23 protein-coding genes are annotated in these 24,177 nt (G+C 65.9%); 15 read left to right on the top strand and 8 right to left on the bottom strand.

All coding sequences use genetic code 11. From position 1 onward, the window contains the following. Nucleotides 1-385 precede the first annotated feature (385 nt). The 3 genes from aceA to ACSQ9E_RS08420 form a co-directional block, all read right to left on the bottom strand. Nucleotides 386-1,705, bottom strand: coding sequence for an isocitrate lyase (gene aceA, locus ACSQ9E_RS08430; protein WP_057203642.1), 1,320 nt, complete (start codon nt 1,703-1,705; stop codon nt 386-388). Between the two features lie 330 nt (nt 1,706-2,035). Further along, entirely contained in the window at nt 2,036-2,458 is a 423-nt protein-coding gene (locus ACSQ9E_RS08425; RefSeq protein ID WP_436217436.1) for a gamma-glutamylcyclotransferase family protein, read from the bottom strand. A gap of 27 nt (nt 2,459-2,485) precedes the next feature. Continuing rightward, nucleotides 2,486-3,463 carry a zinc-binding dehydrogenase gene (locus tag ACSQ9E_RS08420; RefSeq protein WP_436217435.1) on the bottom strand — a complete coding sequence of 326 codons (978 nt, stop codon included), beginning with the start codon at nt 3,461-3,463 and terminating at the stop codon, nt 2,486-2,488. A gap of 176 nt (nt 3,464-3,639) precedes the next feature. Here ACSQ9E_RS08420 and ACSQ9E_RS08415 point away from each other — a divergent pair, with 176 nt between their 5' ends. Next, nucleotides 3,640-4,593 (top strand): DMT family transporter, encoded by a 954-nt coding sequence (locus ACSQ9E_RS08415; RefSeq protein ID WP_057203645.1) that lies wholly within the window; start codon nt 3,640-3,642, stop codon nt 4,591-4,593. Here the strand turns inward: ACSQ9E_RS08415 and rraA are convergent. Then, on the bottom strand, nt 4,585-5,097 hold the full coding sequence (rraA, locus tag ACSQ9E_RS08410) for a ribonuclease E activity regulator RraA (RefSeq protein ID WP_057203646.1): 513 nt from the start codon (nt 5,095-5,097) through the stop codon (nt 4,585-4,587). The genes ACSQ9E_RS08415 and rraA overlap by 9 nt on opposite strands. Before the next feature lie 314 nt (nt 5,098-5,411). Here rraA and ACSQ9E_RS08405 point away from each other — a divergent pair, with 314 nt between their 5' ends. From ACSQ9E_RS08405 to ACSQ9E_RS08355, 11 genes are all read left to right on the top strand, one after another. Continuing rightward, on the top strand, nt 5,412-5,744 hold the full coding sequence (locus ACSQ9E_RS08405) for an SWIB/MDM2 domain-containing protein (protein ID WP_007856154.1): 333 nt from the start codon (nt 5,412-5,414) through the stop codon (nt 5,742-5,744). 304 nt (nt 5,745-6,048) lie between these two features. Further along, nucleotides 6,049-8,289: a TonB-dependent receptor gene (locus tag ACSQ9E_RS08400; protein WP_436217434.1), complete on the top strand. Its 2,241-nt coding sequence runs from the start codon at nt 6,049-6,051 to the stop codon at nt 8,287-8,289. Between the two features lie 57 nt (nt 8,290-8,346). Next, entirely contained in the window at nt 8,347-9,039 is a 693-nt protein-coding gene (locus tag ACSQ9E_RS08395) for a Fe2+-dependent dioxygenase (RefSeq protein WP_436217433.1), read from the top strand. 27 nt (nt 9,040-9,066) lie between these two features. Continuing rightward, nucleotides 9,067-10,215, top strand: coding sequence for an alpha-hydroxy acid oxidase (locus ACSQ9E_RS08390; protein WP_436217432.1), 1,149 nt, complete (start codon nt 9,067-9,069; stop codon nt 10,213-10,215). 82 nt (nt 10,216-10,297) lie between these two features. After that, nucleotides 10,298-10,570 carry a (2Fe-2S)-binding protein gene (locus ACSQ9E_RS08385; protein WP_082604280.1) on the top strand — a complete coding sequence of 91 codons (273 nt, stop codon included), beginning with the start codon at nt 10,298-10,300 and terminating at the stop codon, nt 10,568-10,570. A gap of 101 nt (nt 10,571-10,671) precedes the next feature. Next, nucleotides 10,672-11,367, top strand: a complete 696-nt coding sequence (locus ACSQ9E_RS08380; RefSeq protein WP_057265863.1) for an energy transducer TonB — start codon at nt 10,672-10,674, stop codon at nt 11,365-11,367. A gap of 15 nt (nt 11,368-11,382) precedes the next feature. Beyond that, a complete protein-coding gene (locus ACSQ9E_RS08375) occupies nt 11,383-12,105 on the top strand; it encodes a MotA/TolQ/ExbB proton channel family protein (protein ID WP_057203651.1) in 723 nt (240 codons plus the stop codon). 3 nt (nt 12,106-12,108) lie between these two features. Next, nucleotides 12,109-12,516 carry an ExbD/TolR family protein gene (locus ACSQ9E_RS08370; protein WP_436217431.1) on the top strand — a complete coding sequence of 136 codons (408 nt, stop codon included), beginning with the start codon at nt 12,109-12,111 and terminating at the stop codon, nt 12,514-12,516. A gap of 213 nt (nt 12,517-12,729) precedes the next feature. Beyond that, the gene (gene hemP / locus ACSQ9E_RS08365) at nt 12,730-12,954 is read left to right on the top strand and encodes a hemin uptake protein HemP (protein WP_057203653.1); all 225 of its coding nucleotides are present in this window, start codon (nt 12,730-12,732) and stop codon (nt 12,952-12,954) included. Nucleotides 12,955-13,335: 381 nt separating this feature from the next. Then, nucleotides 13,336-14,532, top strand: coding sequence for a fatty acid desaturase family protein (locus tag ACSQ9E_RS08360; RefSeq protein ID WP_436217430.1), 1,197 nt, complete (start codon nt 13,336-13,338; stop codon nt 14,530-14,532). Between the two features lie 131 nt (nt 14,533-14,663). After that, complete coding sequence (locus tag ACSQ9E_RS08355; protein WP_436220183.1) at nt 14,664-15,965, top strand: IS4 family transposase; 1,302 nt, start codon at nt 14,664-14,666, stop codon at nt 15,963-15,965. Nucleotides 15,966-16,023: 58 nt separating this feature from the next. Here the strand turns inward: ACSQ9E_RS08355 and ACSQ9E_RS08350 are convergent, their stop codons facing one another. Next, nucleotides 16,024-16,431, bottom strand: coding sequence for a GlcG/HbpS family heme-binding protein (locus tag ACSQ9E_RS08350; protein WP_057203655.1), 408 nt, complete (start codon nt 16,429-16,431; stop codon nt 16,024-16,026). Nucleotides 16,432-16,681: 250 nt separating this feature from the next. On the opposite strand from ACSQ9E_RS08350, the gene ACSQ9E_RS08345 reads away from it, so the two are divergent. Together ACSQ9E_RS08345 and ACSQ9E_RS08340 are read left to right on the top strand one after the other, a co-directional pair. Continuing rightward, nucleotides 16,682-17,377, top strand: coding sequence for a Bax inhibitor-1/YccA family protein (locus ACSQ9E_RS08345; RefSeq protein ID WP_057203846.1), 696 nt, complete (start codon nt 16,682-16,684; stop codon nt 17,375-17,377). A 108-nt stretch (nt 17,378-17,485) separates the two neighbouring features. Continuing rightward, on the top strand, nt 17,486-17,845 hold the full coding sequence (locus ACSQ9E_RS08340; RefSeq protein ID WP_436217429.1) for a hypothetical protein: 360 nt from the start codon (nt 17,486-17,488) through the stop codon (nt 17,843-17,845). A 61-nt stretch (nt 17,846-17,906) separates the two neighbouring features. On the opposite strand, the gene rlmD is transcribed toward ACSQ9E_RS08340, so the two are convergent. From rlmD to ACSQ9E_RS08325, 3 genes are all read right to left on the bottom strand, one after another. Beyond that, nucleotides 17,907-19,370, bottom strand: coding sequence for a 23S rRNA (uracil(1939)-C(5))-methyltransferase RlmD (gene rlmD, locus ACSQ9E_RS08335; protein WP_436217428.1), 1,464 nt, complete (start codon nt 19,368-19,370; stop codon nt 17,907-17,909). 68 nt (nt 19,371-19,438) lie between these two features. Further along, nucleotides 19,439-19,741, bottom strand: a complete 303-nt coding sequence (locus tag ACSQ9E_RS08330; RefSeq protein WP_057203658.1) for a hypothetical protein — start codon at nt 19,739-19,741, stop codon at nt 19,439-19,441. A gap of 83 nt (nt 19,742-19,824) precedes the next feature. Continuing rightward, nucleotides 19,825-20,298 (bottom strand): Lrp/AsnC ligand binding domain-containing protein, encoded by a 474-nt coding sequence (locus ACSQ9E_RS08325; RefSeq protein ID WP_057268732.1) that lies wholly within the window; start codon nt 20,296-20,298, stop codon nt 19,825-19,827. 127 nt (nt 20,299-20,425) lie between these two features. Here ACSQ9E_RS08325 and putA point away from each other — a divergent pair, with 127 nt between their 5' ends. Further along, the gene (gene putA, locus ACSQ9E_RS08320) at nt 20,426-24,172 is read left to right on the top strand and encodes a trifunctional transcriptional regulator/proline dehydrogenase/L-glutamate gamma-semialdehyde dehydrogenase (RefSeq protein WP_436217427.1); all 3,747 of its coding nucleotides are present in this window, start codon (nt 20,426-20,428) and stop codon (nt 24,170-24,172) included. The last annotated feature ends 5 nt before the right edge of the window (nt 24,173-24,177 follow it).

The raw sequence follows: 24,177 nt of genomic DNA, 5'->3' as shown, positions 1-24,177 counted from the left end.
GGTCGATCACGGGGCAGGTGCTGCGGCGCACGCCAGCCGGAATCGAAAAACAAAAAAGCGCGGAACCGGCCGCGCTTTTGATTGGGGAGAGGTGAATCTCGTGCAGGCGCGAACGGCCAGCCACTAGTGGCCGGTGGAGAACTCCGTTGTAGTTCGCGGTGTCATAACCAGATTGCCTTTCTCGCCCTTGTGGGAAATCAAACAGTTGATGCCGCCATTTTAACCATGTTCATGAAAGGGCGCACGGCCCGGGCCACCCGACGGCCCCGCCAGTCGCGCCCCGACAACATGCGCAGCGCGGAAAAACCGGCAGCCCAACGCAAGAAGCCACCCCGCGGGGTGGCTTCTTGCAGTCTACTCACCCCTCTTGCCGAGGGATTTCAGATCAGTGGAACTGCTCTTCCTCGGTCGAGCCGGTCAGCGCGGTCACGCTGGACTTGCCGCCCTGGATCACGGTGGTCACTTCGTCGAAGTAACCCGTGCCCACTTCCTGCTGGTGCGACACGAAGCTGTAGCCACGGTCGCGGGCTGCGAACTCGGGCTCCTGCACCTTTTCCACATAGGCCGACATGCCGCGGGCCACGTAGTCCTGGGCCAGATCGAACATGTTGTACCACATGGAGTGGATGCCAGCCAGCGTGATGAACTGGTACTTGTAGCCCATGGCGCCCAGCTCGCGCTGGAACTTGGCGATGGTGGCATCGTCCAGGTTCTTCTTCCAGTTGAACGAAGGCGAGCAGTTGTAGGCCAGCATCTTGCCGGGGTGCTTGGCGTGCACGGCGTCGGCGAACTTCTTGGCGAACTCCAGGTCCGGCGTGCCGGTTTCGCACCACACCAGGTCGGCGTACTCGGCATAGGCCACAGCGCGCGAGATGGCCTGGTCCATGCCCTTCTTGGTCTTGTAGAAGCCTTCGGCGGTGCGCTCACCGGTCAGGAAGGGCTTGTCGTTCTCGTCGTAGTCGCTGGTCAAGAGGTCAGCGGCTTCGGCATCGGTACGGGCGATCACCAGGGTGGGCACGCCGTACACGTCGGCAGCCATGCGGGCAGCGATCAGCTTCTGGCAGGCTTCCACAGTGGGCACCAGCACCTTGCCGCCCATGTGGCCGCACTTCTTCACGGAAGCCAGCTGGTCTTCGAAGTGCACGCCACCGGCGCCGGCACGGATCATGGCCTTCATCAATTCGTAGGCGTTGAGCACGCCGCCGAAACCGGCTTCGGCATCGGCCACGATGGGTGCGTGGTAGTCGATATAGGCCTTGTCACCGGGGTTGATGCCCTTGGACCACTGGATCTCGTCCGCACGGGTGAAAGAGTTGTTGATGCGCTCCACGACCTTTGGCACCGAGTCGACGGGGTACAGCGACTGGTCGGGGTACATGGCCGAGTATTCGTTGTTGTCGGCAGCGACTTGCCAGCCCGACAGGTAGATGGCCTTGATGCCGGCCTTCACCTGCTGCATGGCCTGGCCACCGGTCAGCGCGCCCAGGCAGTTCACGTAGGGTTCGTTGTTCACCAGGTCCCACAGCTTCTCGGCACCACGGCGGGCCAGCGTGTATTCGACCTGGAACGAGCCGCGCAGGCGCACCACGTCGGCAGCGGAGTAGCCGCGCTTGATGCCCTTCCAGCGGGGGTTGGTGGCCCAGTCTTTTTCCAGGGCGGCAATCTGCTGTTCGCGGCTCAGTTGTTCGTTGAAGGATTGGGGCATGGGGTCTACTCCTGAGGTTGGTTGAAAACACCGGGCTGCGTCTGCGGCCCATGGAGAGAACTTTAAGTCTTCTATAAGAGTTGCACAAGCTCTTATGTCTTATATAAGAGATAAATTTTTCTCTTTTAAAACAACACCTTATGCTTCAAATTCCTCAATGTGAAAACCATTTTCTCGTATTGAGAGAAATTGCCGCACCGCAACATTCTTGCATTCCATATCGCCAAAAGCAATTTTTGCAATGTGAAATTGCATGGATTCAGTCACGCAAGAAGTCCACGCCCTCAGGCGCAGGAGGCAGCTCTCCCAGCCACCGCCTTGCCCGCAGCCTCATTTCCTTACAGAGCGTGACAATTCGAGCATCCAGTCGCCGCTCTCTATGCGTGCGGCAGAGGTCACCCGGCCAGGGTTGATCTCGTACACCAGGCAGTCGACCGGCCGGCCATCCACCGGCAGCGTGAGCTCGCGTTTGAAGTATTCGTCGTCAGATCTTCCGTGGATTTCCTCGATCCCATCGAGACGCTGCTCCAGCGCCGGCTCGATGGCGTAGACCTCCCCCACGACATCCACGGCGCCGCCCAGCAGCAGCCCGGGATAGGCGCCCAGGTGGTACAGCGTGCCCGCAAGGCGCGCCATGCCGACAAAGCGCGGCGCCGGCCGCAGCCGCGTGATGTCGTTGGAGCCGCCCTTGCGCAGGGTGCCGTACACGAACACGCAGCGCAGCGGGCCAGAGAGAGGGGATGCGTCAGGCATCGTGCAGATCCTTTGTTGGGACAACCGTCACGCGGTGAGCGTGATCTTTCCGGCGCGGCCCGGCACATCACTGGCGGCAGCCGCCCTGGCCGCATCCGCGATGTCGAAAGAGGCCTCCACGGGCAGGCGCAGTTCGCCGCTGGCGGCCAGGCGGATCAGCTCGCCGATCAGCCGCGCCATCTCAGCCGGTGGCGTGGCCTCGGAGCGCTTGGCGCCCCAGAAGCCCTTGACCGTGGCCTGCTTGAAGATCAGGTTGTTGGCGCTCAGCACCAGCGGCTGGCCCGACATGGCGCCAAACGACACCAGCGTGGCCCCGGCCGCGACCACATTCATGATCTGGTTGGCGGCGTCGCCGCCGATGGAGTCCACCGCACGCACGATGGGCTCACCGCCGGTGAGGGCCTGCACGCGCTCTTCCCAGCCTGCCTGCTCGGTCGAGACGCCGTTGGCAATGCCCAGGGCATCGAGTTCGGCCACGCCCGCGTCGCGGCGCACCAGGTTCACCACCTTCACGCCGCGCGCCTGGGCCAGCATGGCCACGGTCTTGCCCACGGCGCCGTTGGCGGTGTTCTGCACCATCCACTGGCCCGGCTGCAGTTGCAGGTCTTCCAGCAGCATGGCGGCCGACAGGGGCATGGCGATCAGTTGGCAGGCCAGGCCGTCGGACACCGCATCGGGCACGGGGATCAGCTTGGCGCCCTGGGCCAGGAAAAACTCGGCCCAGGTGGCGCTGGCGCCGGCCAGCATCACCCGCTGGCCCACCTTCAGGTGCGTGACGCCGTCGCCCAATGCGTCGACCACGCCCACCGCCTCCGTGCCCGGCACCGCCGGCAGCGGCGGCTTGTAGCCATATTTGCCGCGGATGATGGCCAGGTCATGGTTGTGGATCGGCGACATCGCCATGCGCACACGCACCTGGCCGGCTGCGGGCTCGGGCTCTGGGCGGTCGGCCAGAACCAGCACTTCGGAAGGCTCGCCAAAGGATTCGAAAACGACACTGCGCATGGGGTATTCCTCGGAACAAGGGTTTGAAAAAAGAGCGGCGCCAGATCTGCGCCGTGAACCCAAAGGAGCTTAGCGCCTGTGCAATCATCGCGGGGTCGCTCTGCCGACACCTCCATCCCGCTCGCGACCCCGGTGCACCGTATCGGAACGCGGGTGCGCAAGCCTCCCTCTGCCCCATGACCGCCCCCAGCCGCACCGTTGCCTACCTTTGCCTGGCCCTCAGCATGTCGCTGGTGGGCAGCTATGTCGCCCTGTCCAAGCCGCTGGCGGCTGTGCTGCCGGTGTTCCTGCTCGCGTGGATGCGCTTTGGCATCGGCGGCCTGGCCATGCTGCACTGGCTCAAGAAGCCGGCCGACGAGCCACCGATGACGGCGCAGACCAGGCGCCTGCTGTTCCTCGAATCCTTCCTGGGCAACTTCCTCTTCACCGCCTGCATGATCTACGGCGTGAGCCTGACGAATGCGGTATCGGCCGGCGTCACCATGGCCAGCATGCCGGCGGCGGTGGCGGTGATGAGCTGGGCCTTTTTGCGCGAGAAGGTGGCGCCGAGAACCTGGGTGGCCGTGGGTTGCGCCGTGGTGGGCATTGCCCTGTTTTCCTTGGCAAGTCCCAGCGCCGGCCATGCAGGCCCGGCAGGTGCCGATGCGCCTGCAGGCAAGGCCGACCTGGCCTGGCTGGGCCAGTTGCTGCTGCTGGGCGCCGTGGTGTGCGAAGCGGCGTACTCCGTGATCGGCAAGAAGCTCACGGGCGCGCTGGGGCCCAAGCGCATCACCTCCATTATCAACCTGTGGGGCTTCACGCTGTCCATGCCCCTGGGCCTGTACGCGGCGTGGCACTTCGACTTTGCCGCCGTGGGCTGGGGCACCTGGGTGCTGCTGGTGTTCTACGCCCTGGCTGCCAGCATCTGGACGGTGTGGCTGTGGATGACGGGCCTGCGCGTGGTGCCCGCCGCACAGGGCGGTGTGTTCACCGTGCTGCTGCCGGTGAGCGCGGCCCTGGTGGGCGTGCTGGTGCTTGGCGAATCGCTCAGCGGCCTGCAGTTGCTGGCCTTTGCCATCGCGCTGGCCAGCGTGCTGCTGGCCACCCTGCCCTCGCGCCTGGCCTGGCGCGTGGGAAAAAAGTCAGGCTGACAGAGGCGCCGCGCTGACCACGATGCCATCGGCATCGGCGTAGAGCCAGTCCCCCGGGCGCACCCAGACGCCCTGGATCTGCACGGCCACGTCGCGCTGGCCCTCGTTGCGCTTCTCGGTGGGCAGGGGCATCAGGGCCAGGGCACGGATGCCGACGGCCGCCGCACGCAGCTCGGCGATGTCGCGCACGCAGCCGTCCACCACCACGCCCGCCCAACCATTGCGCGCGGCCGCAGCGGCCAAGTTGCCGCCGACCAGCGCCCGGCGCAGCGAGCCGCCGCCATCCACCACCAGCACGCGGCCGTTGCCGGGCGAATCGACGGCGGCCTTGACCAGGGTGTTGTCTTCGAAGCATTTGACGGTGCTCACCGGCCCGCTGAAGGCGGCCACACCGCCCAGGTCCTGGAACACCGGGGGCAGCACGCGAAAGGCACCGCTGTCGTCGCCCTTGTGCGCGTCGCAGAAATCACAGGTGCTGAAGGCTGCAGAGGAGGGGGCTGTCATGTTGCAAAGACCTTTCGTGCAAAAAAGACCAGAAGAAAAGAGGGTGCTGCGCGGACACTCAGCGCCTTTCATTGTCATGCACGGTGGTCGGGTGGCGCCCGCACCCGCATAAATCGCCAGGACCCACTTTCCTCCTGGGGAAAGCACCAAAACGGTGAGCTTTACCTTTCCTGGGGCACCCAAGCAACAAATCGAGGCAAAAAAAGCGTTTTCTCCCTTGGAAACGCGTTTTTTTCCCAGTAGCATCGGCCTGCCAGCAGAGAGGCTAGGCTTTCACTGGTCAGACAATCTACTTCCAACAAGGAAAATCCAACATGGCAACTGCAAAAAAGGCTCCGGCAAAAACAGCACCCGCAGCCAAGACGCCCGCCACCAAGGCGGCGGCTCCTGCCAAGAAGCGCACGCCCAACGCTGCGTTCATGAAGGCCCTCACCCCCAGCCCCGCTCTCGCGGCTGTGGTCGGCTCGGCACCGCTGCCACGCACGGAGATCATCAGCAAGCTGTGGGTCTACATCAAGGCCAACAACCTGCAAGATGCTGCGAACAAGCGCAACATCAATGCAGACGCCAAGCTCAAGGAGCTCTTCGGCAAGCCCCAGGTGTCGATGTTTGAACTGGCTGGCCTGATCGGCAAGCACGTCAAGTAAGCACGCAAGCGCACAGAGCGCACCCCGCACTCTCTGAAAAGCCGGCCTCGCGCCGGCTTTTTTGCGTCATTTTCGCGAAAGCCATTCAGGATCGTTGCAAAAAAGCAACACTGTGAATATGAATAATACGCAATAAGATTAATATTCCGACGCCATGAAGCACAGCCACGCACGCGATCTGCCGTTGCCAGCCACTGCACCCTTTGCAGAACTCCTGCCCTGCACGCCGCCTGCCAGCCACTGCTTCTGAACACCCCCGCCGCGGGCCCCGCAGCGACCCTTTTGTTCCGTTGGAGAAGCCACCTTGGCCAAGAAAAACATCCGCCGTGCAGCGCAGCCTGCTGCGCGCGCCGCCGCCGCTGCACACACCGCTGCAGCCACCACCTCCTTCACGTCCGACAAGGGCCTTCTGCCCCTGGGCGCCCTCATGCTGGCCGCATCGGTGAGCAGCTGGGCGCAGACCGCCGCGCCCACCCTGGGCACGGTGACGGTCAAGGAAGCTGCCGAAGTGCAAGGCAAGGACACCCTGCTGCTCAAGAAGACCACGGTCGGCAAAGGCAACCAGGACATCAAGGACATTCCCCAGTCCGTGACGGTGTTCACCGAAAAGCTCATGAACGACCGCAACCAGGACGACTTCCGCGAGGTGCTGCGCACCACCGCAGGCGTGACCTTCCTGTCCGGCGAAACAGGCGAGGAAGACGTGCGCCTGCGCGGCTTCTCCCTGGGACAGGCCGGCGACATTTATGTGGACGGCATGAAGGACGCACCGCTGATCGAGCGCGACACGTTCAACAACGATCGCATCGAAGTGCTCAAGGGCTCTGCCTCGATGCTGTTCGGCAAGGGATCGACCGGCGGCGTGGTCAACCAGGTGAACAAGTACCCGCTGCTGATCGACCAGCACGAGGCTGCCTATACCTTCGGCACCGGCCAATACCACCGCGCCACGGGCGACTTCAACTTCAAGACCGGCGAGAACGCGGCCTTCCGCCTGAACGCCATGGTGCAGGAGTACGACAACTACGGCGCCAAGCAGGACAAACGTGGCATTGCGCCCACTTTCGCCTGGGGTATCGGTACACGCGACGAGTTCTCGATCGGGCTGTACTATTTCGAATCCAAAGGCCGCCCGCTGTACAACCACCCCTGGCGCCTGGTCGACGGCAAGATCAACACGCCCCTGGAGGCGCGCAACTACTACGGCCTGGCCAGCGACCACAACAACACTTCTTCGCAGTACGTCACGCTGGGACACATCCACCGTTTTGACGACAACGGCGAGCTGACCACGCGCCTGCGCTACGGCAAGTACGAGCGCGACCTGCTGGCCAGCACCATCGGTTTCCAGAACGGCGCCCTCACGCTGGACCAGATCAACGGCGACACCGTGCTGACCCGTGGCTCCAAGGGCCGCCTGGGCGAAAGCGAAGTGCTGCAGGTGCAAAGCGACTACAACAACACCTTCAACTGGGGTGGCCGCAAGCACGCGGTACTGGCGGGCGTGGACTACTACGACGACGATGCCAAGCGCAATCAGAACTACGCCAACACCACGCCACGTCCGAACACCACCGTGGGTTCACCCAACGATGGCGCCTGGGTGGCCGATGGCCGCGCACCGCTGCAGTGGAACACCTTCGCCTCGCGCAACCTGGGCCTGTACTTCCAGGACACGGTTTCGCTCAACGACACGCTGAAGCTGGTGGCCGGCCTGCGCTATGACGACTTCAAGGCGTCTTACAACAACGCGACCGGGGCCCTGAGCAACTCCCGCTCCGACAGCCTGTTCAGCCCCCGCTTAGGCCTGGTGTTCCAGCCCAACGAGCTGGCTTCGTACTACGCATCGTTCGGCACGTCGTACAACACCTCGGGCGACACCTACCAGTTCGGCAACCCCGGCAACGGCACCGCCCGCACGGCCAACACCCCGCCTGAGAAGAGCCGCAACTTCGAGATCGGCAGCAAGTTCGAACTGTTCGAGCGCCGCGCGCTGCTGGGTGTCGCCGCCTTCTATAGCCAGAAGTACAACGAGCGCAACACCGACTCCGATACCGCAGCCCAGCAGGAGCTGCTGTCCGGCAAGCGCCACGCTACCGGCATGGAGTTCAATCTGGCGGGCCGCCTGACACCCCAGTGGGAGCTGTTCGCCAACCACACCTGGATTCCTTCGGCCAAGATCGACCAAAGCAACGTGGCGCTGGCAGCCAATGGTGGCGGCGCGCAGGTACAGGGCGACCGCCCCGGCCTCACGCCCAAGCACAGCGGCAGCGTGTGGACGACCTATGCCCTCACCGCCAAGCTGCGCCTGGGTGCAGGCCTGACCTACCGCGGCAAGCAGAACCCCGAAGGCTCGCGCGCGGTGTACGCCAGCGGCTTTGCGGTAATGGATGCCATGGTCGAATACGCCTTCGACGACAAGACCTCGCTGAAGCTGAACGTAAACAACGTGTTTGACCGCACCTATGCGGACGGCCTGTACCGCGGCTTCTACACGCCGGGCGTGCCACGCTCCGTGCAGATGACGCTGAAGACGCGCTTCTGATGATGTGACGAGATGGCTCCGCCCCCTTCACCGGGGGCGGAGTCACAATCAGGCCCCATGTTCCTGCACATCAAGAATGTACTGACGGCCGAAGAAATCGCGCTCTTTCGGCAAAAGCTCTGGGCACCCGACACCCCGTGGGTGGACGGAGCCCGCAGCGCGGGAAGCCAGGCGGTGCACCAGAAGAACAATCTGCAGCTTTCGCAGGGCAGCGAGCTCTCGGGCCAGCTGCAGGGCCTGGTCAAGGCGGCGCTCGCCCGCAACGCATTGTTTTTTTCAGCCGCCCTGCCTCGGCGCATTTACAACCCGCTTTTCAACCACTACGCAGACAGCGCCAACTTCTATGGCGACCATGTGGACAGCGCCGTCATGCACTCCAGGGCCGACAACGCGTGGATGCGCAGCGACCTTTCGTGCACGCTGTTCCTGACCCCGCCGGACGAGTACGAAGGCGGCGAACTCGTGGCCACCGAGGCCTGGGGTGAAAAACGCATCAAGCTGCCAGCTGGCGACATGGTCATGTACCCCGGCAGCACCGTGCACCAGGTGTTGCCCGTTACCCGCGGCCATCGCATCAGCAGTTTCTTCTGGGTGGAAAGCATGGTGCGCGGCCTGGAGCAGCGGCAATTGCTGTTCGACATGGACATGGCGTTGCTGCAGCTCAGACAGAGCGTGGGCGAAACACACCCTTCGGTGATCACGCTGTCGGGCACTTACCACAATCTGCTGCGCATGTGGTCCGATGTGTGACCTGACGCCGGGTTCTTCTGTCACTTCATGACCTACGTTCCATCACGCCAACAGCTTCCCCCTGGCATCGCCAGCTTGGCGGATCACGAACAGCACGCCAGGCAGCACCTGGACGACAACGCCTGGGCCTACTTTGCCGGTGGCGCGGCCGACGAAATCAGCCTGCGCGCCAACCGCAGCGCCTGGGACGCCCTGACCCTGTGGCCACGCGTGCTGCGCCCCCTGGCTGGCGGCCACACGCGCATTGAGCTGCTCGGCCGCACGCTGGCCCACCCGGTGCTGCTGGCGCCCGTGGCCTTTCAGCGCATGGCCCATGGCGATGGCGAGCTGGCCACCGCCTACGCGGCTGCGGCGATGGGCGCCGGGCTGGTGCTCAGCACCCAGGCCACGCTGCCGCTGGAAACCATTGCCCAGGCCGTGCTGAACGATGCCGGGCGCGGGCCCCTGTGGTTCCAGCTGTACCTGCAGCACGACCGGGGATTCACCCGCGCCCTGGTGGAGCGTGCCGAAGCCGCCGGCTACGAGGCCCTGGTGCTCACCGTGGATGCGCCTTCCAGCGGCGCGCGCGACCGCGAGCGCCGGGCGGGCTTTCGCCTGCCGCCCGGCATCGACGCCGTGAACCTGGCCCAGATGCCGCCAGCACCGCCCGTGGCGCTGCAGCCCGGCCAGAGCGCCCTGTTCGATGCCCTGCTGCACCAGGCGCCCACCTGGGACGACGTGGCCTGGCTGCAGTCCATCACCCGCCTGCCGGTGCTGCTCAAGGGCGTGCTGCACCCTGCAGACGCCCGCCAGGCCGCCAGCCTCCAGGTGGCGGGCCTGGTGGTGTCCAACCATGGCGGCCGCACGCTCGACACCGCCCCCGCCACGGCCACCGCGCTGCCGCGCATCGTGCAGGCGGTGCAGGGGGCCCTGCCGGTGCTGGTGGACGGCGGCATCCGCCGGGGCACCGATGTGCTCAAGGCCATGGCACTGGGCGCATCTGCGGTGCTGGTGGGCCGCCCCGTGGTGTGGGGCCTGGCCAATGCGGGTGCTGCCGGGGTGGCGCATGTGCTGCGCCTGCTGCGCGATGAGCTGGAAATCGCCATGGCGCTCACCGGCTGCGCCACGCTGGCCGATGCCTCGCCGGCCTTGCTGGGAGCCGATCTCGACGCGGACTATCGGGTTTTCCCCTCCTGACAGAATTGATTTATTGCAAATGCGAAAAATTCGCATTTATAATCGTTCATCTTCTACCAGCCAGCCACCACTGCCTGCCGCCATGATCGTCTGTGTTTGCCGCCGGATTTCTGACCGCGAGATCGCCCGCCACGCCCGTGCAGGCATGAGCTTTGATGAAATCCAGTTCGAACTGGGCGTCGCCACCCAATGCGGATGCTGCGAAAGCTGCGCCCGCGACGTGGTGGCCCAATGCAGCGCATCGAGTCCGGTCGCCGCCCTGCACAACGAGGCAGCGCCCCAGACGATCCAGCTTGCCAGCTCCATCATGGAAAGCAGGGCATGGAACTCCTCTCGACACTCGCCGGCAGCCTGATCCTCGTCGCAGGCTCGGCCTGGTGGATCTTCCGTAAATAATCAAGGTCTCACAGGCCTGTGCCGTTTGCCGTGCAAGCGGCGGCAGCTGCCATCACACTTATGTCTCACCCTGATCGTTTTGCCCCTCCCGGGGGCGTCAGCCGCAATACCGTGATCGTAGGTTCCGTCGTGCTGCTGCACGTGGCCGGGATCTGGGCACTGCAGTCGGGCCTGCTGCGCCGCGCGGCAGAAGTCATCGTGCCGGCAGAGCTGCTCAGCGAATTCATCGCACCGCCGGCCCCCAAGATAGAGCCGCCGACGCCCAAGCCACCGGTGCCGCCGCCACCCAGGCCCGCCCCGCAGGTGAAGGCCCCGCGCCCGGCCCCCATGCCCGTGGCCATTGCCGACCCGACGCCCGCGCCCAATGCCCCCACGGGCGTGACCACGCCGCAGCCTCCTGCCCCGCCCATCGAGGCGCCCGTGGCCGTGCAGGCGCCGCCACCGGCACCGCCCGCCCCTCCCGCCCCACCCAAGATCGAGCTGCCGTCGAGCGACGCGGCCCACCTGAACAACCCCTCCCCCAGCTACCCGGCCATCAGCAAGCGCATGGGCGAGCAGGGCAAGGTCATCCTGCGCGTGCTCATCGGCACCGACGGCGTGCCGCAGAAGGTCGAGATCAACAAGTCCAGCGGCTATGACCGGCTGGACCGCCAGGCCCAGGAAGCGGTTACGCGCTGGCGCTTTGTGCCAGGCAAACGCAATGGAGTGCCCGAAGCCATGTGGTACATGCAGCCCGTCAATTTTGTTCTCGAATAATCATCAGGAGTTCTCATGGAATCACAATTCGGCATCGCCAACGTCTGGATCCAGGGTGACTTTGTCACCCGCGCAGTGGCCGTGCTGCTGCTGGGCATGTCCCTCGCCTCGTGGATCGTCATCATCATCAAGGCCCTGGACATCATCAAGTTCAAGAAGCACACGCGCTCTGCCCAGGACTTCTGGCACAGCGAAGACTTTGCCGCCGGCCTGACCAAGTTGGGCCAGGACAACACCAACCCGTTTCGCCACCTGGCGCTGGAAGGCCGCGAAGCCACGGCCCACCACCGCAACACCAAGGCGCACCTGCACGACAGCCTGGACGTGAGCGACTGGGTCACGCGCTGCCTGCGCAACTGCATCGACGAGTTCACCGCACGCCTGCAATCGGGCCTGGCCATCCTGGCCTCGGTCGGCTCCACCGCCCCCTTCATCGGCCTGTTCGGCACCGTCTGGGGCATATACCACGCCTTGCTGGCCATCGGCACCTCGGGCCAGTCCACCATCGACAAGGTGGCCGGCCCCATCGGTGAAGCGCTGATCATGACCGCCCTGGGTCTGGCCGTGGCCATCCCCGCCGTGCTGGGCTACAACGCCCTGGTGCGCGGCAACAAGTCCATCCTGGGCGGCCTCAACAGCTTTGCGCACGATCTGCATGCCTACTTCGTCACCGGCGCCCGCGTGTCAGCTGGCGGCGGCGAGCAGGGCAAGGTGCTGCCCATGAAGAAAGGCGGCTAAGCCATGGCCTTCGGAACGCAAGACGACGCCGATGACGTGATGAACGAGATCAACATGACGCCGCTGGTGGACGTCATGCTGGTGCTGCTCATCATCTTCATCATCACCGTGCCCGTCATGAAGCACTCGGTGAACGTGGACCTGCCGCGCGCCACCAACCAGCCCGAGAACATCAAGCCCGAAACCGTGCGCCTGTCCGTGGCGGCCGACGGCAAGTACTACTGGAACGAGTCGCAGGTGAGCGACGAGGAACTGCTGCCCCGCCTGCAGGCCGAGGCGGCCAAGCAACCCCAGCCGGACCTGCACATCCGCGGCGACAAGGAAGTGCGCTACGAACGCGTGGCCCAGGCCATGGCCAGCGCCCAGCGCGCCGGCGTGCGCAAGATCGGCTTCGTGACCGATCCGCAGTGATGCCCTGCGCCCGCAAGGCGCAGTCCGCTGCCATGCAAAGACAGGCCTTCGGGCCTGTTTTGCTTGGTGCCTGTGGCGCACAAGCCGCAATGCCCCCCAATGCGGGCCCTGCCCAGGATTCATTTTGCTCAATGTGCGAAATCACTTGACCAGTAATTGCGAATCACTATCATTAGCAGGCCGTACACCATTCAACGTACCAGGAACCCTTCCATGCAAGCCACCCTCACTGCCGCCACGCTCATGCGCCCCGCCTCTGCAGATTCCCTGCAGCCTCAGCAGGCGGCCGCATTGCGCAGCGCCGCCGCAGTGGATGGAGCGGCCGCCGTGGACAGCAACGATCTGCTGCAGGGCCAGAAGGCCGTGGCCATCAGCCACAACGGCTCGGTGTACCGCCTGCAGGCCACCAAGCTTGGAAAGCTGATCCTCACCAAATAACAGGTTTCATCGTGGGGCGACTCCCGGGCTTCCAGTCCACAAGGGTCGTTTTTGCCAGCCAACGGGCCAGATTGACCCGCGTAGCCAGGCCTTTTTTCCACGGGAGCTTCTTCAGGCAGAGCCAGCCGTCGCTACGGCCCTCGCCCATCCAACGGCCCTTCGGGGCCGTTTTCTTTTGGGACACCGCGCATCCTTGCCGGCAAATGCCCGAAATGGGCGGATTTCACCCTGCTGTTCCGGCGCGGGATCCGGGGTCCTGTGTGAAACACTTCTTGACGTTTCTCCCCTTTGCGCGCACGCCACAGAGATCCCATCTGGCGGCCACCCACACGCCACCGGCGTGACGCACAAGGGGCCATCCGCCCACCCAGTGCACCGCCCATGACCCAGCCCACCGCCACCCGGCCCGAGATTTCCAAAGCCCAGTTGCTCCAGGAGCTCTCGGCCTTCGCCAATCCCAGCGACCGCAAGGGCGTGACCCTGGTACTGCGCGACCATGTGCTGTACTGGGCCTTCATCGCCACCGTGCTGCTGGCCGAGCCGATGTGGCTCAAGGTGGTGGCCGCGCTGATGGCGGGCGTGCGCCTGTCCTCGTTCTACACCCTGGCGCACGATGCCGCGCACGGCACGCTGGCGCGCTCCAAACGGCTGAACTGGGTGCTGGCGCTCGTGGCCGGCGTGCCCGCCACGCACAACTACCGCATGTGGTCGCACGACCACAACAAGGTGCACCACCCCTACACCAACGGCGACCACTTCGACTACTACACGCCCTACTCCAAGGCCGGCTACGACGCGCTGCCCTGGCACAGGAAGGTGCTGGAGCACATCTACCGCGCGCCACTCGGTATCGGCCTGTGGCTGTACTTCGCGATCCACTGGTTTCCGACCCGCGTGTACCCCAACGTGCGCACGCCCAAGGACCAGGTAGCCGAGTCGCGCAGGTACTCTGCCCTGCTGCTGGCCTACCACGGCAGCTACGTGGCCTTGCTGCTGTGCTCGCCCGCCTTCGCCCCCGTCACGGCCCTGCAGGCCGTGCTGCTGGGCTGGGTGCTGCCCCTGTTCACGCTGATGTTCCTGAGCAGCACCTCGCTGTACATCATGCACACCCACCCCAACATCCCCTGGTTCAAGAGCGACGACCTGCGCCACAACCGCCACAGCCCCGAGGTGTGCTCGGTGGTCTGGGTGCTGCCCGACTGGATCTCCAAGGTGGTCAACAACGTCTACAACCACGCCGCGCACCACGCGCACGCCGGCATCCCCTCGTACCACCTGCTGGCCGCGCAAAAGCGCATGAACGAGCTGGTGGGCCACAAGCTGGTGATCGAGCAAGCCTCGGCACGCACCCTGCTGCGCACCATGCGCACCTGCAAGCTCTACGACTACGAGAACCACCAGTGGCTCGATTTCAAGGGCCAGCCCAGCGCCCCGCGCATCGACCTGGAGCAAAAGGGCCTGGTCGCACTGCGCCACCCCGTGCGCCGGCCCACCGTGGCCAGCCCGTTGCCCGCGCCGGCAGCGCCCGTCGACAACGGCCATGCCATGCCCCACCCCATGGCGGACGCAACTGCCTGAGCCAGCTCGCAGCTCCAACGAAAAAACCGGCCTCGGCCGGTAATGCCGTTCACTTAAGCCAGTGAGCGGCATTTTTCCTGTCTGCCCATAGCCCATACTCAGAGCCAGTTGCTTCACCCACCTTGGCTCTGATGGTCGGCAAGACTCCCACCCTCCCCGATTTCACCGCGCTGTCCCAGCACATTGATCCGCAATGGATCGCCCATGCCCTGGCCCTCACTGGCAAAGCCAGCGTTCGGCGGCGTAAGTTGCCGGCCGAGCAAGTCGTCTGGCTGGTCATTGCGCTGGCGATGTACCGCCACCAATCCATCGCACAGGTCGTGGCCGAGCTCGATCTGGTGCTGCCTGATGAGGTCAATCCAGCCATTGCGAACAGCGCCGTGACCCAGGCGCGCCAGCGACTGGGCCAAGAGCCCTTGGCCCAACTTTTTGGCCTGTGTGCCAGCGCTTGGGATGAGCGCCACCAGCGCGGCAGAAGCTGGCGGGGCTTGGCCCGCTATGCCATCGATGGCAGCACTTTGCGAACGCAGGACACCACGGACAACCGTCAACACTTCGGCGCTCAGGAGTACGCATCGGGCGTGGTCGCCAGCTATCCGCAGTTGCGCATGCTCACACTCACATCGCTGGCAACGCACCTGCTCAGAGATGCGGTCTTTGGCGAATACGGCAAGAACGAGATGCGCTATGCCAAAGAGTTGATTGAGGCCATTCCCGAGCACTCACTCACGGTCTTTGATCGGGGCTTCCTGAGCGCAGAGATCTTGCTGCAGGTCCAGCAAACAGGCACCCAGCGCCATTGGCTCATCCCCGCCAAGAGCAATAGCCAGTGGGAGAAACTGGACAAGCATCCGACAGACTATCGGGTGCGCATGAAAGTCTCCCCCCAGGCGCGCAAGGCCAATTCCTGCCTGCCCGCGTACTGGGAGGCCAGGGCGATAGAGGTCATCTCGCGCCACGGCCAGCGGCGCATCTTGCTGACCTCGCTGCTGGATGCAAAAGCCTGGCCAGCCAAAGAGATTGCGCTGCAGTATGAGCAGCGCTGGCACATCGAGACCAGCTACCGCGAACTCAAGCAGGAGATGCTGGGGGCGGGGTTGACGCTGCGCAGTGGCAACCCCCAGACCGTCAGGCAGGAGGTATGGGGAGTCTTGCTGGCCTACAACCTGGTGCGTCTGGAGATGGCTGAGGTTGCGCGAGAAGAAGGAGTAGAGCCCACCGAGCTGAGCTTTACGGTGGCGCTGCATTATTTGCGCTACGAGTGGCACTGGCTGGCCACCAGCAGCCCTGGCACCTTGCCCAAGCATCTGCAGCGTTTGCGTCAGCGTCTTGGGGATTTGCTGGTGTCAAAACAGCGACGGGGGCGTCAATGCCCCCGTGTGGTGAAAAAGCCGCCTGCGCGCTATCCAATCAGGCAAGTTCGCTTTAAGTGAACGGCATTAGGCCTCGGCCGGTTTTTTCATGGGCGCATGCCGCAGGGCATGCTGCAGTTCACAGGCCGATGGCGGCAATACCGGCGCGGGCGACCTGCGCGTCTTCGGTTGACTTCACGCCGCTCACGCCCACGGCGCCCAGGCACTGACCGTCCTTGAGGATGGCCACGCCGCCTTCGAGCAGGCCGTCGATGGTCGGGGCGCTCAGGAAGGCGGTGCGCCCGCCGTTCACGATGTCCTCATAGACCTTGCTGTCGCGGCGGCCCAGCGCGGCCGTGCGGGCCTTGGAGGGGGCGATGTGCGAAGACACGGCGGCTGCGCCATCCAGGCGCTGCAGCCACAGCAGGTGGCCGCCATCGTCGACGATGGCGATGGTCACGGCCCAGTTGTTCTTGAGCGCTTCGGCTTCGGCGGCGGCTGCAATGGCCTTGACGTCGGCCAGTTCGAGTTCGTGCTTGGTTTTCATGGGTGCAATGCCAGGGTTGAGGGGGCGCGCGGGGCGGCCCCGGATGGAAACCGGCAAGCATAGCGGCTACCGATGCGGCCACAAGCACTGCCTGGGGCGAAAGAATATTGACCCAGCCGGTGCAATGCCCCACCCTTGGAAAAGATCGCAAGCCCGTTGGCCGGTGCGGGTATTGCCATTTGCAGGAACGCCACCACCTAGAATTTGTCAAGTCTGCGACGTGCAGGCCACAAAGGAGAGACACAAGATGATGAATGACCAAGTCACCACCCTGGGGAGCTCTGCGGGCTATGGCATCTCGCAGGAAGAGCGCCACAAGGTGCTTCGCAACACTTACTGGTTGCTCGCACTGAGCATGATCCCCACCGTGCTGGGCGCCTGGATCGGCGTCGCCACGGGCATCACGCAGTCGCTGCGCGGCGGTGTGGGCCTGATCGTGTTCCTGGGCGGCGCGTTCGCCTTCATGTACGCGATCGAAAAGACCAAGCGCTCGGCCGCCGGCGTGCCCGTGCTGCTGGCCTTCACCTTCTTCATGGGCCTGATGCTCTCGCGCATGATCGGCATGGTGCTGGGCTTCAAGAACGGTACCGACCTGGTGATGACCGCGTTTGCGGGCACCGCAGGCGTGTTCTTCGTGATGGCCACCCTGGCCAGCGTGATCAAGCGCGACCTCTCGGGCATGGGCAAGTGGCTCATGGTGGGCGCACTGGTGCTGATGGCCGGAGCCATCATCAACGTGTTCGTCGGATCCTCAGTCGGCATGATGGCCATCTCGGTGGCAGCCATCGGCATCTTCAGCGCCTACATGCTGTATGACTTGAAGCAGATCCTGGACGGCGGCGAGACCAACTACATCAGCGCCACGCTGGCCCTCTACCTGGACATCTTCAACGTGTTCCAGAGCCTGCTGGCCCTGCTGGGCATCATGGGCGGCGAAAGGGACTGAGCTCCTTTGGCACCGTTCCCTCAAAAGGCTCCTTCGGGAGCCTTTTTGTTGACCACTCGCAATGGTCAACCCTCAATACCGCTGGCCAGCTGCCGATAATGAGACCACATGCGCTCTACTGCCCCCTTTGTCCCCCTCCCCATCCTGCGCCTCATGGCCGCGTCCGTAGCCGCGTTGCTACTGGCCGGGTGCGACAAGATCCCGGGCCTCGGACCGGATGTGGGCGCCATCCAGCGGGAAGCCGACGCCAAGGCCATCGGCGGCGCCTGCCGGCATGCGCTGCGCGGGGTGGAAGACTGCTACACCCTCAACCCCAAGGCCACCAAGGCGGCTGTTTTCGACGGGTGGAAGGAGATGGACCAGTACATGCGCGAGAACAAGATTGAAGGCAGCCCCTCGGTGATCACCAAGGCGCCGCCGCCGGAGGCGTCCGCGCGCGCCGCGTCGAGGGCCGCCAGGGAAAACTGAGCACCAAAACGAAAGGAGCCCGCAGGCTCCTTTTTTGTATCCAGCCTCCCGGCGGCGCAGGTCAAGCCCGCTCGAACACCGCCATGCTCTCCACGTGGGCCGTGTGCGGGAACATGTTGACCATGCCCGCCGCCGTGCAGCGGTAGCCAGCCAGGTGCACCAGCAGGCCCGCATCGCGCGCCAGCGTGGCGGGGTTGCAGCTTACGTAGACGATGCGCTTGGGCGGCGTCCAGTGCTCGGCCCCTGGGGGCAGCGGCGCCGCGCCCTCGGCACCGATGCGCGATTGCTCGATGTCGGCCAGCGCCCTGGCCAGCGCGAACGCGCCTTCGCGCGGCGGGTCCACCAACCATTTGTCGGCCGAGCCATCGGCAATCAGCATCTCGGGCGTCATGTCGAACAGGTTGCGGGCCACGAAATCGGTGGGCGCCAGGGCCTTGCCACCCTCGGCCACCAGGCCCTGGTTGAGCCGGTAGTTCTCGCGCGAGCGCGCCACCAGCGCCTCGCTGCCCTCGATGCCCAGCACCTCGCGGCCCTGGGTGGCCAGGGGCAGCGTGAAATTGCCCAGGCCGCAGAACCAGTCGATCACGCGCTCGTGCTTTTGCACGTCCAAAAGGCGCAGCGCGCGCGTGACCAGCACGCGGTTGATGTGCGGGTTCACCTGCGTGAAATCGGTGGGCTTGAAGGGCATGGTGATGCCGAAGTCCGGCAGCGCATAGGACAGCTGCTCACCGCCCTCGTCCATGAGCTTCACGGTCTCGGGGCCCTTGGGCTGCAGCCACCATTGCACCTGGTGGGCGGCGGCGAAATCGCGCAGCCGGGTGAGGTCGTCCGCGCTCAGCGGCTCCAGGTGGCGCAGCACCAGCGCGGTCACGCTGTCGCCACAGGCCAGCTCGATCTGCGGGCAGGTGTCGCGCGCGTCCATCGAGGCGATCAGCGCGCGCAGCGGCATCAGCATGGCGTCCACATGCGGGGGCAGCACCGGGCAGGTCTGCATATCGGCCACGTAGCGGCTCTTGCGCTCGTGAAAGCCCACCAGCACCGTGCCCTTCTTGATCACATGGCGCACCGACAGGCGCGCGCGGTAGCGGTAGCCCCAGGCGGGGCCCTCGATGGGGCGCAGCACCATCTCGGCCCGCACCTTGCCCAGGTGCCAGAGGTTGTCTTCGAGCACGCGCTGCTTGACCGCCACCTGCCCGCCCACGTGCAGGTGCTGCATCTTGCAGCCGCCGCAGGCGCCGGCGTGCAGGCCGAAATGCGGGCAGCCCGGGCGCACGCGCTGGGACGACTCGCGGTGGATCGCCGTCAGGCTGGCCTGCTCCCAGTTGTTCTTCTTGCGGTGGGTGTTGGCGGTGACGTACTCGAACGGCAGGGCGCCGTCGATGAAGACCACCTTGCCATTGGGCCGGCGGGCCACACCCTGGGCTTCGAGGTCCAGGGACTGCACGGACAGCCAGCCTTCCGGCAGTTCTCCCGCTTCCTGCTCGGCGGGTTCATACGAGGGGGACAATTCTTTGGGTTCGCTCATCCTCCGATTGTCTCAGAGGCTGCGATCCGTCCTGCGCACCCGTCCCCGGGGCGCGCAGATGCAATGGCTCAGCCGCGGTCGGCGCGCGGCGCGCGGCGCCCGCCTGGGCCCGTCATGCGGGCAGGTGCGAAGCGCGGCAGCTCGTTGATGCGCAGGTCGCAACCATAGTTGTCCAGCGTGAACACCAGCGTGCTGCCAGGTGCCACGCGGGGCAGGACTTCATGGACCTGGAACGACATGTCCACCGGCGGCTCGGGCGCACGGTAGATGATTTCCTTGGCCGGGCTGTAGACCACGTAGCAGGCAGCGGAGGCGGTCTGGCTGAAACAGGCAGCCACCAGGGCCGCTGCGGCGAATTTGAATGCGGACATGAGAACTCCTCCTGCGACTTTCGGTATTGCACCCATTATGCGGGCTTGTGCACCGCGCGCCAATGCAGGCGTTGCGCGCGTGCCTACCGCAGCACCAGGTGATTGCTGTGCTTGACCTCCTCCATCACGGCATAGGTACGTGTCTCGCGCACGCCCGGCAGTTGCCAGAGCACCGCCCCGGCGAACACCCGGTAGGCATTCATGTCGGCCGAGCGGGTCTTGAGCAGGTAGTCGAAGCCGCCCGCCACCATGTGGCATTCCATGATCTCGGGATGCACCTGCACGGCCGCCTTGAACTGGTCGAACACGTTGGGCGTGGTGCGGTCGAGCAGCACCTCCACGAAGACCAGCATGCCCGCCCCGAGCTTGAGCGGGTTCAGCCGCGCCTCGTAGCCCAGGATGAAGCCGTCGCGCGTGAGCCGCTGCACGCGCGCCAGGACCGCCGTGGGCGACAGGGCCACGGCCTCGGCCAGCTTGAGGTTGGCAATGCGCCCGTCTTCCTGCAGGATCGACAGGATCCGGCGGTCGATACGGTCCAGATCGGCATCATTGGTCATTGACTCTAGTGATTCATTCGTTCGATAGGCCAATTTTCGAACATTTATTCATCGCAAGTCCAGAGATGATCCGTTTCAGTGGGCCGGACAGCCGTCGGGCCCGAATATTCCTCTGCGAGAACCCGCCATGACAACGACCGCCGCCGCTTTTGCAGACTTCGCTCCGCGCACCCCGCTGGCCAACCCGCTGCGCGCCGCCATCACCGCCGCCTGCCGCCGGCCCGAGCCCGAGGCCCTGGCCCCGCTGCTGGCCCAGGCCCGCGTGCCGCAGGACATGGCCGCCGCTTCAGAGCAACTGGCGCTGCGCATTGCAGGCGCCCTGCGCCAGCGCAAGGCCGCCAGCGGCCGTGCCGGCATCGTGCAGGGGCTGCTGCAGGAGTTCTCGCTGTCGTCCCAGGAGGGCGTGGCCCTGATGTGCCTGGCCGAGGCGCTGCTGCGCATTCCCGATGCAGCCACACGCGACGCGCTGATCCGCGACAAGATCAGCAACGGCCAGTGGGAGCCGCACCTGGGCAAGAGCCCCTCGCTGTTCGTCAACGCCGCCACCTGGGGCCTCTTGATCACCGGCAAGCTGGTGGCCACGCACAGCGAAGGCAGCCTGGGTGCATCGCTGGGCAGGCTCATCGGCCGGGGCGGCGAGCCGCTGATCCGCAAGGGCGTGGACATGGCCATGCGCATGATGGGCGAGCAGTTCGTCACTGGCGAGACCATTGCCGAGGCCCTGACCAACGCCCGCCGCATGGAGGCCGAGGGCTTTTGCTACTCCTACGACATGCTGGGCGAGGCGGCGCTGACCACGGCCGACGCCGAGCGCTACTACGCCTCGTACGAGCAGGCCATCCACGCCATCGGCAAGGCATCGGCCGGGCGCGGCATCTACGAAGGCCCGGGCATCTCGATCAAGCTGTCGGCCCTGCACCCGCGCTACAGCCGCGCGCAGTTCGCGCGCGTGATGGACGAGCTCTACCCCCTGGTGCTGCGCCTGACCGAGCTGGCCAAGCGCTATGACATCGGCATCAACATCGACGCCGAGGAGGCCGACCGGTTGGAAATCTCGCTCGACCTGCTGGAGCGCCTGTGCCATGAGCCCAGCCTCGCGGGCTGGAACGGCATCGGCTTCGTGATCCAGGCCTACCAGAAGCGCTGCCCGCATGTGATCGACTTCGTGATCGACCTGGCCCGGCGCACGCGCCGCCGCCTCATGGTGCGCTTGGTCAAGGGCGCCTACTGGGACAGCGAGATCAAGCGCGCCCAGATCGATGGCCTGGCCGACTACCCCGTCTATACGCGCAAGGTGCACACCGACATCTCCTACGTGGCCTGCGCGCGCAGGCTGCTGGCCGCGCCCGAGGCGGTGTACCCGCAGTTCGCCACGCACAATGCCGAGACGCTGGCCACCATCTACCACCTGGCGGGCAGCAACTACTACGCGGGGCAGTACGAGTTCCAGTGCCTGCATGGCATGGGCGAGCCGCTGTACGAGCAGGTGGTGGGCGCCATCACCGCCGGCAAGCTGGGCCGCCCCTGCCGCATCTACGCCCCGGTGGGCACGCACGAGACGCTGCTGGCCTACCTGGTGCGCCGCCTGCTCGAGAACGGCGCCAACACCTCCTTCGTGAACCGCATCGCCGACGAGACCATCGCCCTGGCCGAGCTGGTGCGCAGCCCCGTGCAAGTGGTGGACGAAGCCGCCGCCCGCGAAGGCCAGGCCGGCCTGCCCCACCCGCGCATCCCGCTGCCCGGGGCGCTGTACGGCAACAGCCGCGCCAACTCGCAAGGGCTCGACATCGCCAGCGATGCCACGCTGGCGCAGCTCACCGCCACGCTGCAGGCCAGCGCCCTGCACGACTGGCAGGCCGGACCGCTGCTCGCCACCGATGCGCCCACCGGCCCGACCATCCCCGTGCGCAACCCCGCCGACCTGCGTGATGTGGTTGGCCAGGTGCAGGAAGCCACGGCCGGCGACGTGGACCAGGCACTCAAGAACGCACAGTCGGCCGCCCCCGCCTGGGCCGCCACCGCCCCAGCCGAGCGTGCCGCCACCCTGCAGCGCACGGCCGACCTGCTCGAAGAGCGCATGCAGCCGCTGCTGGGCCTGTTGATGCGCGAGGCCGGCAAGAGCGCCAACAACGCCATCGCCGAGGTGCGCGAGGCCGTGGATTTCTTGCGCTACTACGCGGCCCAGGTCGAGGGCACCTTCGACAACGCCACGCACATCCCCCTGGGCCCCGTGGCATGCATCAGCCCGTGGAACTTTCCGCTGGCCATCTTCATGGGCCAGGTGGCTGCGGCGCTGGCCGCCGGCAACCCGGTGCTGGCCAAGCCGGCCGAGCAGACGCCGCTGGTCGCCGCCGAGGCCGTGCGCCTGCTGTGGCAGGCCGGAGTGCCGCGCGGCGCGGTGCAGCTGCTGCCCGGCCAGGGCGAGACCGTGGGCGCGCGCCTGATCGGCGACACCCGGGTGATGGGCGTCATGTTCACCGGCTCCACCGAGGTGGCGCGCATCCTGCAGCGCACCATCGCCGGCCGGCTCGATGCCGCGGGCCGCCCCATCCCGCTGATCGCCGAGACCGGCGGGCAGAACGCGATGATCGTGGATTCCTCGGCCCTGGTGGAGCAGGTGGTGGCCGATGCCGTGTCCTCCGCCTTCGACAGCGCCGGCCAGCGCTGCTCGGCCCTGCGCGTGCTGTGCGTGCAGGAGGATGCCGCCGACCGCGTGGTCGAGATGCTCAAGGGCGCCATGGGCGAGCTGCGCATGGGCAACCCCGCAGCCCTGGCGGTGGATGTGGGCCCGGTGATCGACGCCGAGGCCCAGGGCGGCATCAACAAGCACATCGAGGCCTTCAAAAGCCGTGGTCAGCGCGTATTCCAGCACTGCCGCAGCGACGAGGCCGAGGCAACGCAGGGCACCTTCGTGCCGCCCACGCTGATCGAGCTCAACGCCATCAGCGAGCTGCAGCGCGAGGTCTTCGGCCCGGTGCTGCACCTGGTGCGCTATGCGCGCAACGACCTCGACAAATTGCTCGACCAGATCAACGCCACCGGCTACGGCCTGACGCAGGGCGTTCACACCCGCATCGACGAGACCATCGCCCGCGTGGTGGACCGCGCGCACGCCGGCAATGTCTACGTCAACCGCAACATGGTGGGCGCCGTGGTGGGTGTGCAGCCCTTTGGCGGCGAAGGCCTGTCGGGCACCGGACCCAAAGCTGGCGGCCCGCTGTACCTGCTGCGCCTGCTGGCCGCGCGCCCGGCCAACGCACTGGCGCAGACCTTTGCCGCCGCCGACCGCGCCGTGCCCGCCGACATGGCTGCACGCGACCACCTGCTCATGCCCCTGCGTGCCCTGGAGCGCTGGGCGCAGATGCAAGGCCATGCCCCCCTGGCCGCCACCTGCCGCCGCTTTGCCGCCGAAAGCCAGAGCGGCACCGCACGCACCCTGCCCGGCCCCACGGGCGAGCGCAATGTCTACAGCCTGCTGCCGCGCGCCACCGTGCTGTGCATCGCCACCACGCAGGACGATCTGCTGACCCAGCTGGCCGCCGTGCTCGCCAGCGGCGGCAAGGCCGTGTGGAGCGATGCCCACACCGCCCTGCGCACCACGCTCCCGGCCGAGGTGCAGGCGCGCATCAGCACCACCGGCAATGCCCTGGCCGACGGCAGCATCGAGTTGGCTGCCGTGCTGCACCACGGCAGCCCCGACGAACTGCGCAGCGTGTGCGAGCAGCTCGCCCACCGCCCGGGCCCCATCGTGGCCGTGACGGCCATGGCCCCGGGCAGCACCGAGGTGCCGCTGGAGCGCCTGGTGATCGAGCGCGCGCTGAGCGTGAACACGGCGGCGGCCGGGGGCAATGCGAGCCTGATGACGATCGGCTGACGCGC

This window comes from Acidovorax sp. LjRoot118, assembly GCF_964253575.1.
In the GTDB taxonomy this organism is placed as follows: domain Bacteria; phylum Pseudomonadota; class Gammaproteobacteria; order Burkholderiales; family Burkholderiaceae_C; genus Acidovorax.
This window is presented reverse-complemented; position numbering and strand designations above follow the sequence as displayed.

Excerpts from the sequence above, each read along its gene's own strand:
- ACSQ9E_RS08385 (WP_082604280.1), top strand. The coding sequence starts at position 10,298 with ATGATCGTCTGTGTTTGCCGCCGGATTTCTGACCGCGAGATCGCCCGC.
- ACSQ9E_RS08340 (WP_436217429.1), top strand. The coding sequence starts at position 17,486 with ATGCGCTCTACTGCCCCCTTTGTCCCCCTCCCCATCCTGCGCCTCATG.
- ACSQ9E_RS08395 (WP_436217433.1), top strand. The coding sequence starts at position 8,347 with ATGTTCCTGCACATCAAGAATGTACTGACGGCCGAAGAAATCGCGCTC.
- ACSQ9E_RS08345 (WP_057203846.1), top strand. The coding sequence starts at position 16,682 with ATGAATGACCAAGTCACCACCCTGGGGAGCTCTGCGGGCTATGGCATC.
- ACSQ9E_RS08350 (WP_057203655.1), bottom strand. The coding sequence starts at position 16,431 with ATGAAAACCAAGCACGAACTCGAACTGGCCGACGTCAAGGCCATTGCA.
- ACSQ9E_RS08380 (WP_057265863.1), top strand. The coding sequence starts at position 10,672 with ATGTCTCACCCTGATCGTTTTGCCCCTCCCGGGGGCGTCAGCCGCAAT.
- ACSQ9E_RS08355 (WP_436220183.1), top strand. The coding sequence starts at position 14,664 with ATGGTCGGCAAGACTCCCACCCTCCCCGATTTCACCGCGCTGTCCCAG.
- ACSQ9E_RS08370 (WP_436217431.1), top strand. The coding sequence starts at position 12,109 with ATGGCCTTCGGAACGCAAGACGACGCCGATGACGTGATGAACGAGATC.
- ACSQ9E_RS08405 (WP_007856154.1), top strand. The coding sequence starts at position 5,412 with ATGGCAACTGCAAAAAAGGCTCCGGCAAAAACAGCACCCGCAGCCAAG.
- ACSQ9E_RS08425 (WP_436217436.1), bottom strand. The coding sequence starts at position 2,458 with ATGCCTGACGCATCCCCTCTCTCTGGCCCGCTGCGCTGCGTGTTCGTG.
- rraA (WP_057203646.1), bottom strand. The coding sequence starts at position 5,097 with ATGACAGCCCCCTCCTCTGCAGCCTTCAGCACCTGTGATTTCTGCGAC.
- ACSQ9E_RS08415 (WP_057203645.1), top strand. The coding sequence starts at position 3,640 with ATGACCGCCCCCAGCCGCACCGTTGCCTACCTTTGCCTGGCCCTCAGC.
- ACSQ9E_RS08375 (WP_057203651.1), top strand. The coding sequence starts at position 11,383 with ATGGAATCACAATTCGGCATCGCCAACGTCTGGATCCAGGGTGACTTT.
- ACSQ9E_RS08325 (WP_057268732.1), bottom strand. The coding sequence starts at position 20,298 with ATGACCAATGATGCCGATCTGGACCGTATCGACCGCCGGATCCTGTCG.
- ACSQ9E_RS08330 (WP_057203658.1), bottom strand. The coding sequence starts at position 19,741 with ATGTCCGCATTCAAATTCGCCGCAGCGGCCCTGGTGGCTGCCTGTTTC.
- rlmD (WP_436217428.1), bottom strand. The coding sequence starts at position 19,370 with ATGAGCGAACCCAAAGAATTGTCCCCCTCGTATGAACCCGCCGAGCAG.
- ACSQ9E_RS08360 (WP_436217430.1), top strand. The coding sequence starts at position 13,336 with ATGACCCAGCCCACCGCCACCCGGCCCGAGATTTCCAAAGCCCAGTTG.
- hemP (WP_057203653.1), top strand. The coding sequence starts at position 12,730 with ATGCAAGCCACCCTCACTGCCGCCACGCTCATGCGCCCCGCCTCTGCA.
- aceA (WP_057203642.1), bottom strand. The coding sequence starts at position 1,705 with ATGCCCCAATCCTTCAACGAACAACTGAGCCGCGAACAGCAGATTGCC.
- putA (WP_436217427.1), top strand. The coding sequence starts at position 20,426 with ATGACAACGACCGCCGCCGCTTTTGCAGACTTCGCTCCGCGCACCCCG.
- ACSQ9E_RS08390 (WP_436217432.1), top strand. The coding sequence starts at position 9,067 with ATGACCTACGTTCCATCACGCCAACAGCTTCCCCCTGGCATCGCCAGC.
- ACSQ9E_RS08420 (WP_436217435.1), bottom strand. The coding sequence starts at position 3,463 with ATGCGCAGTGTCGTTTTCGAATCCTTTGGCGAGCCTTCCGAAGTGCTG.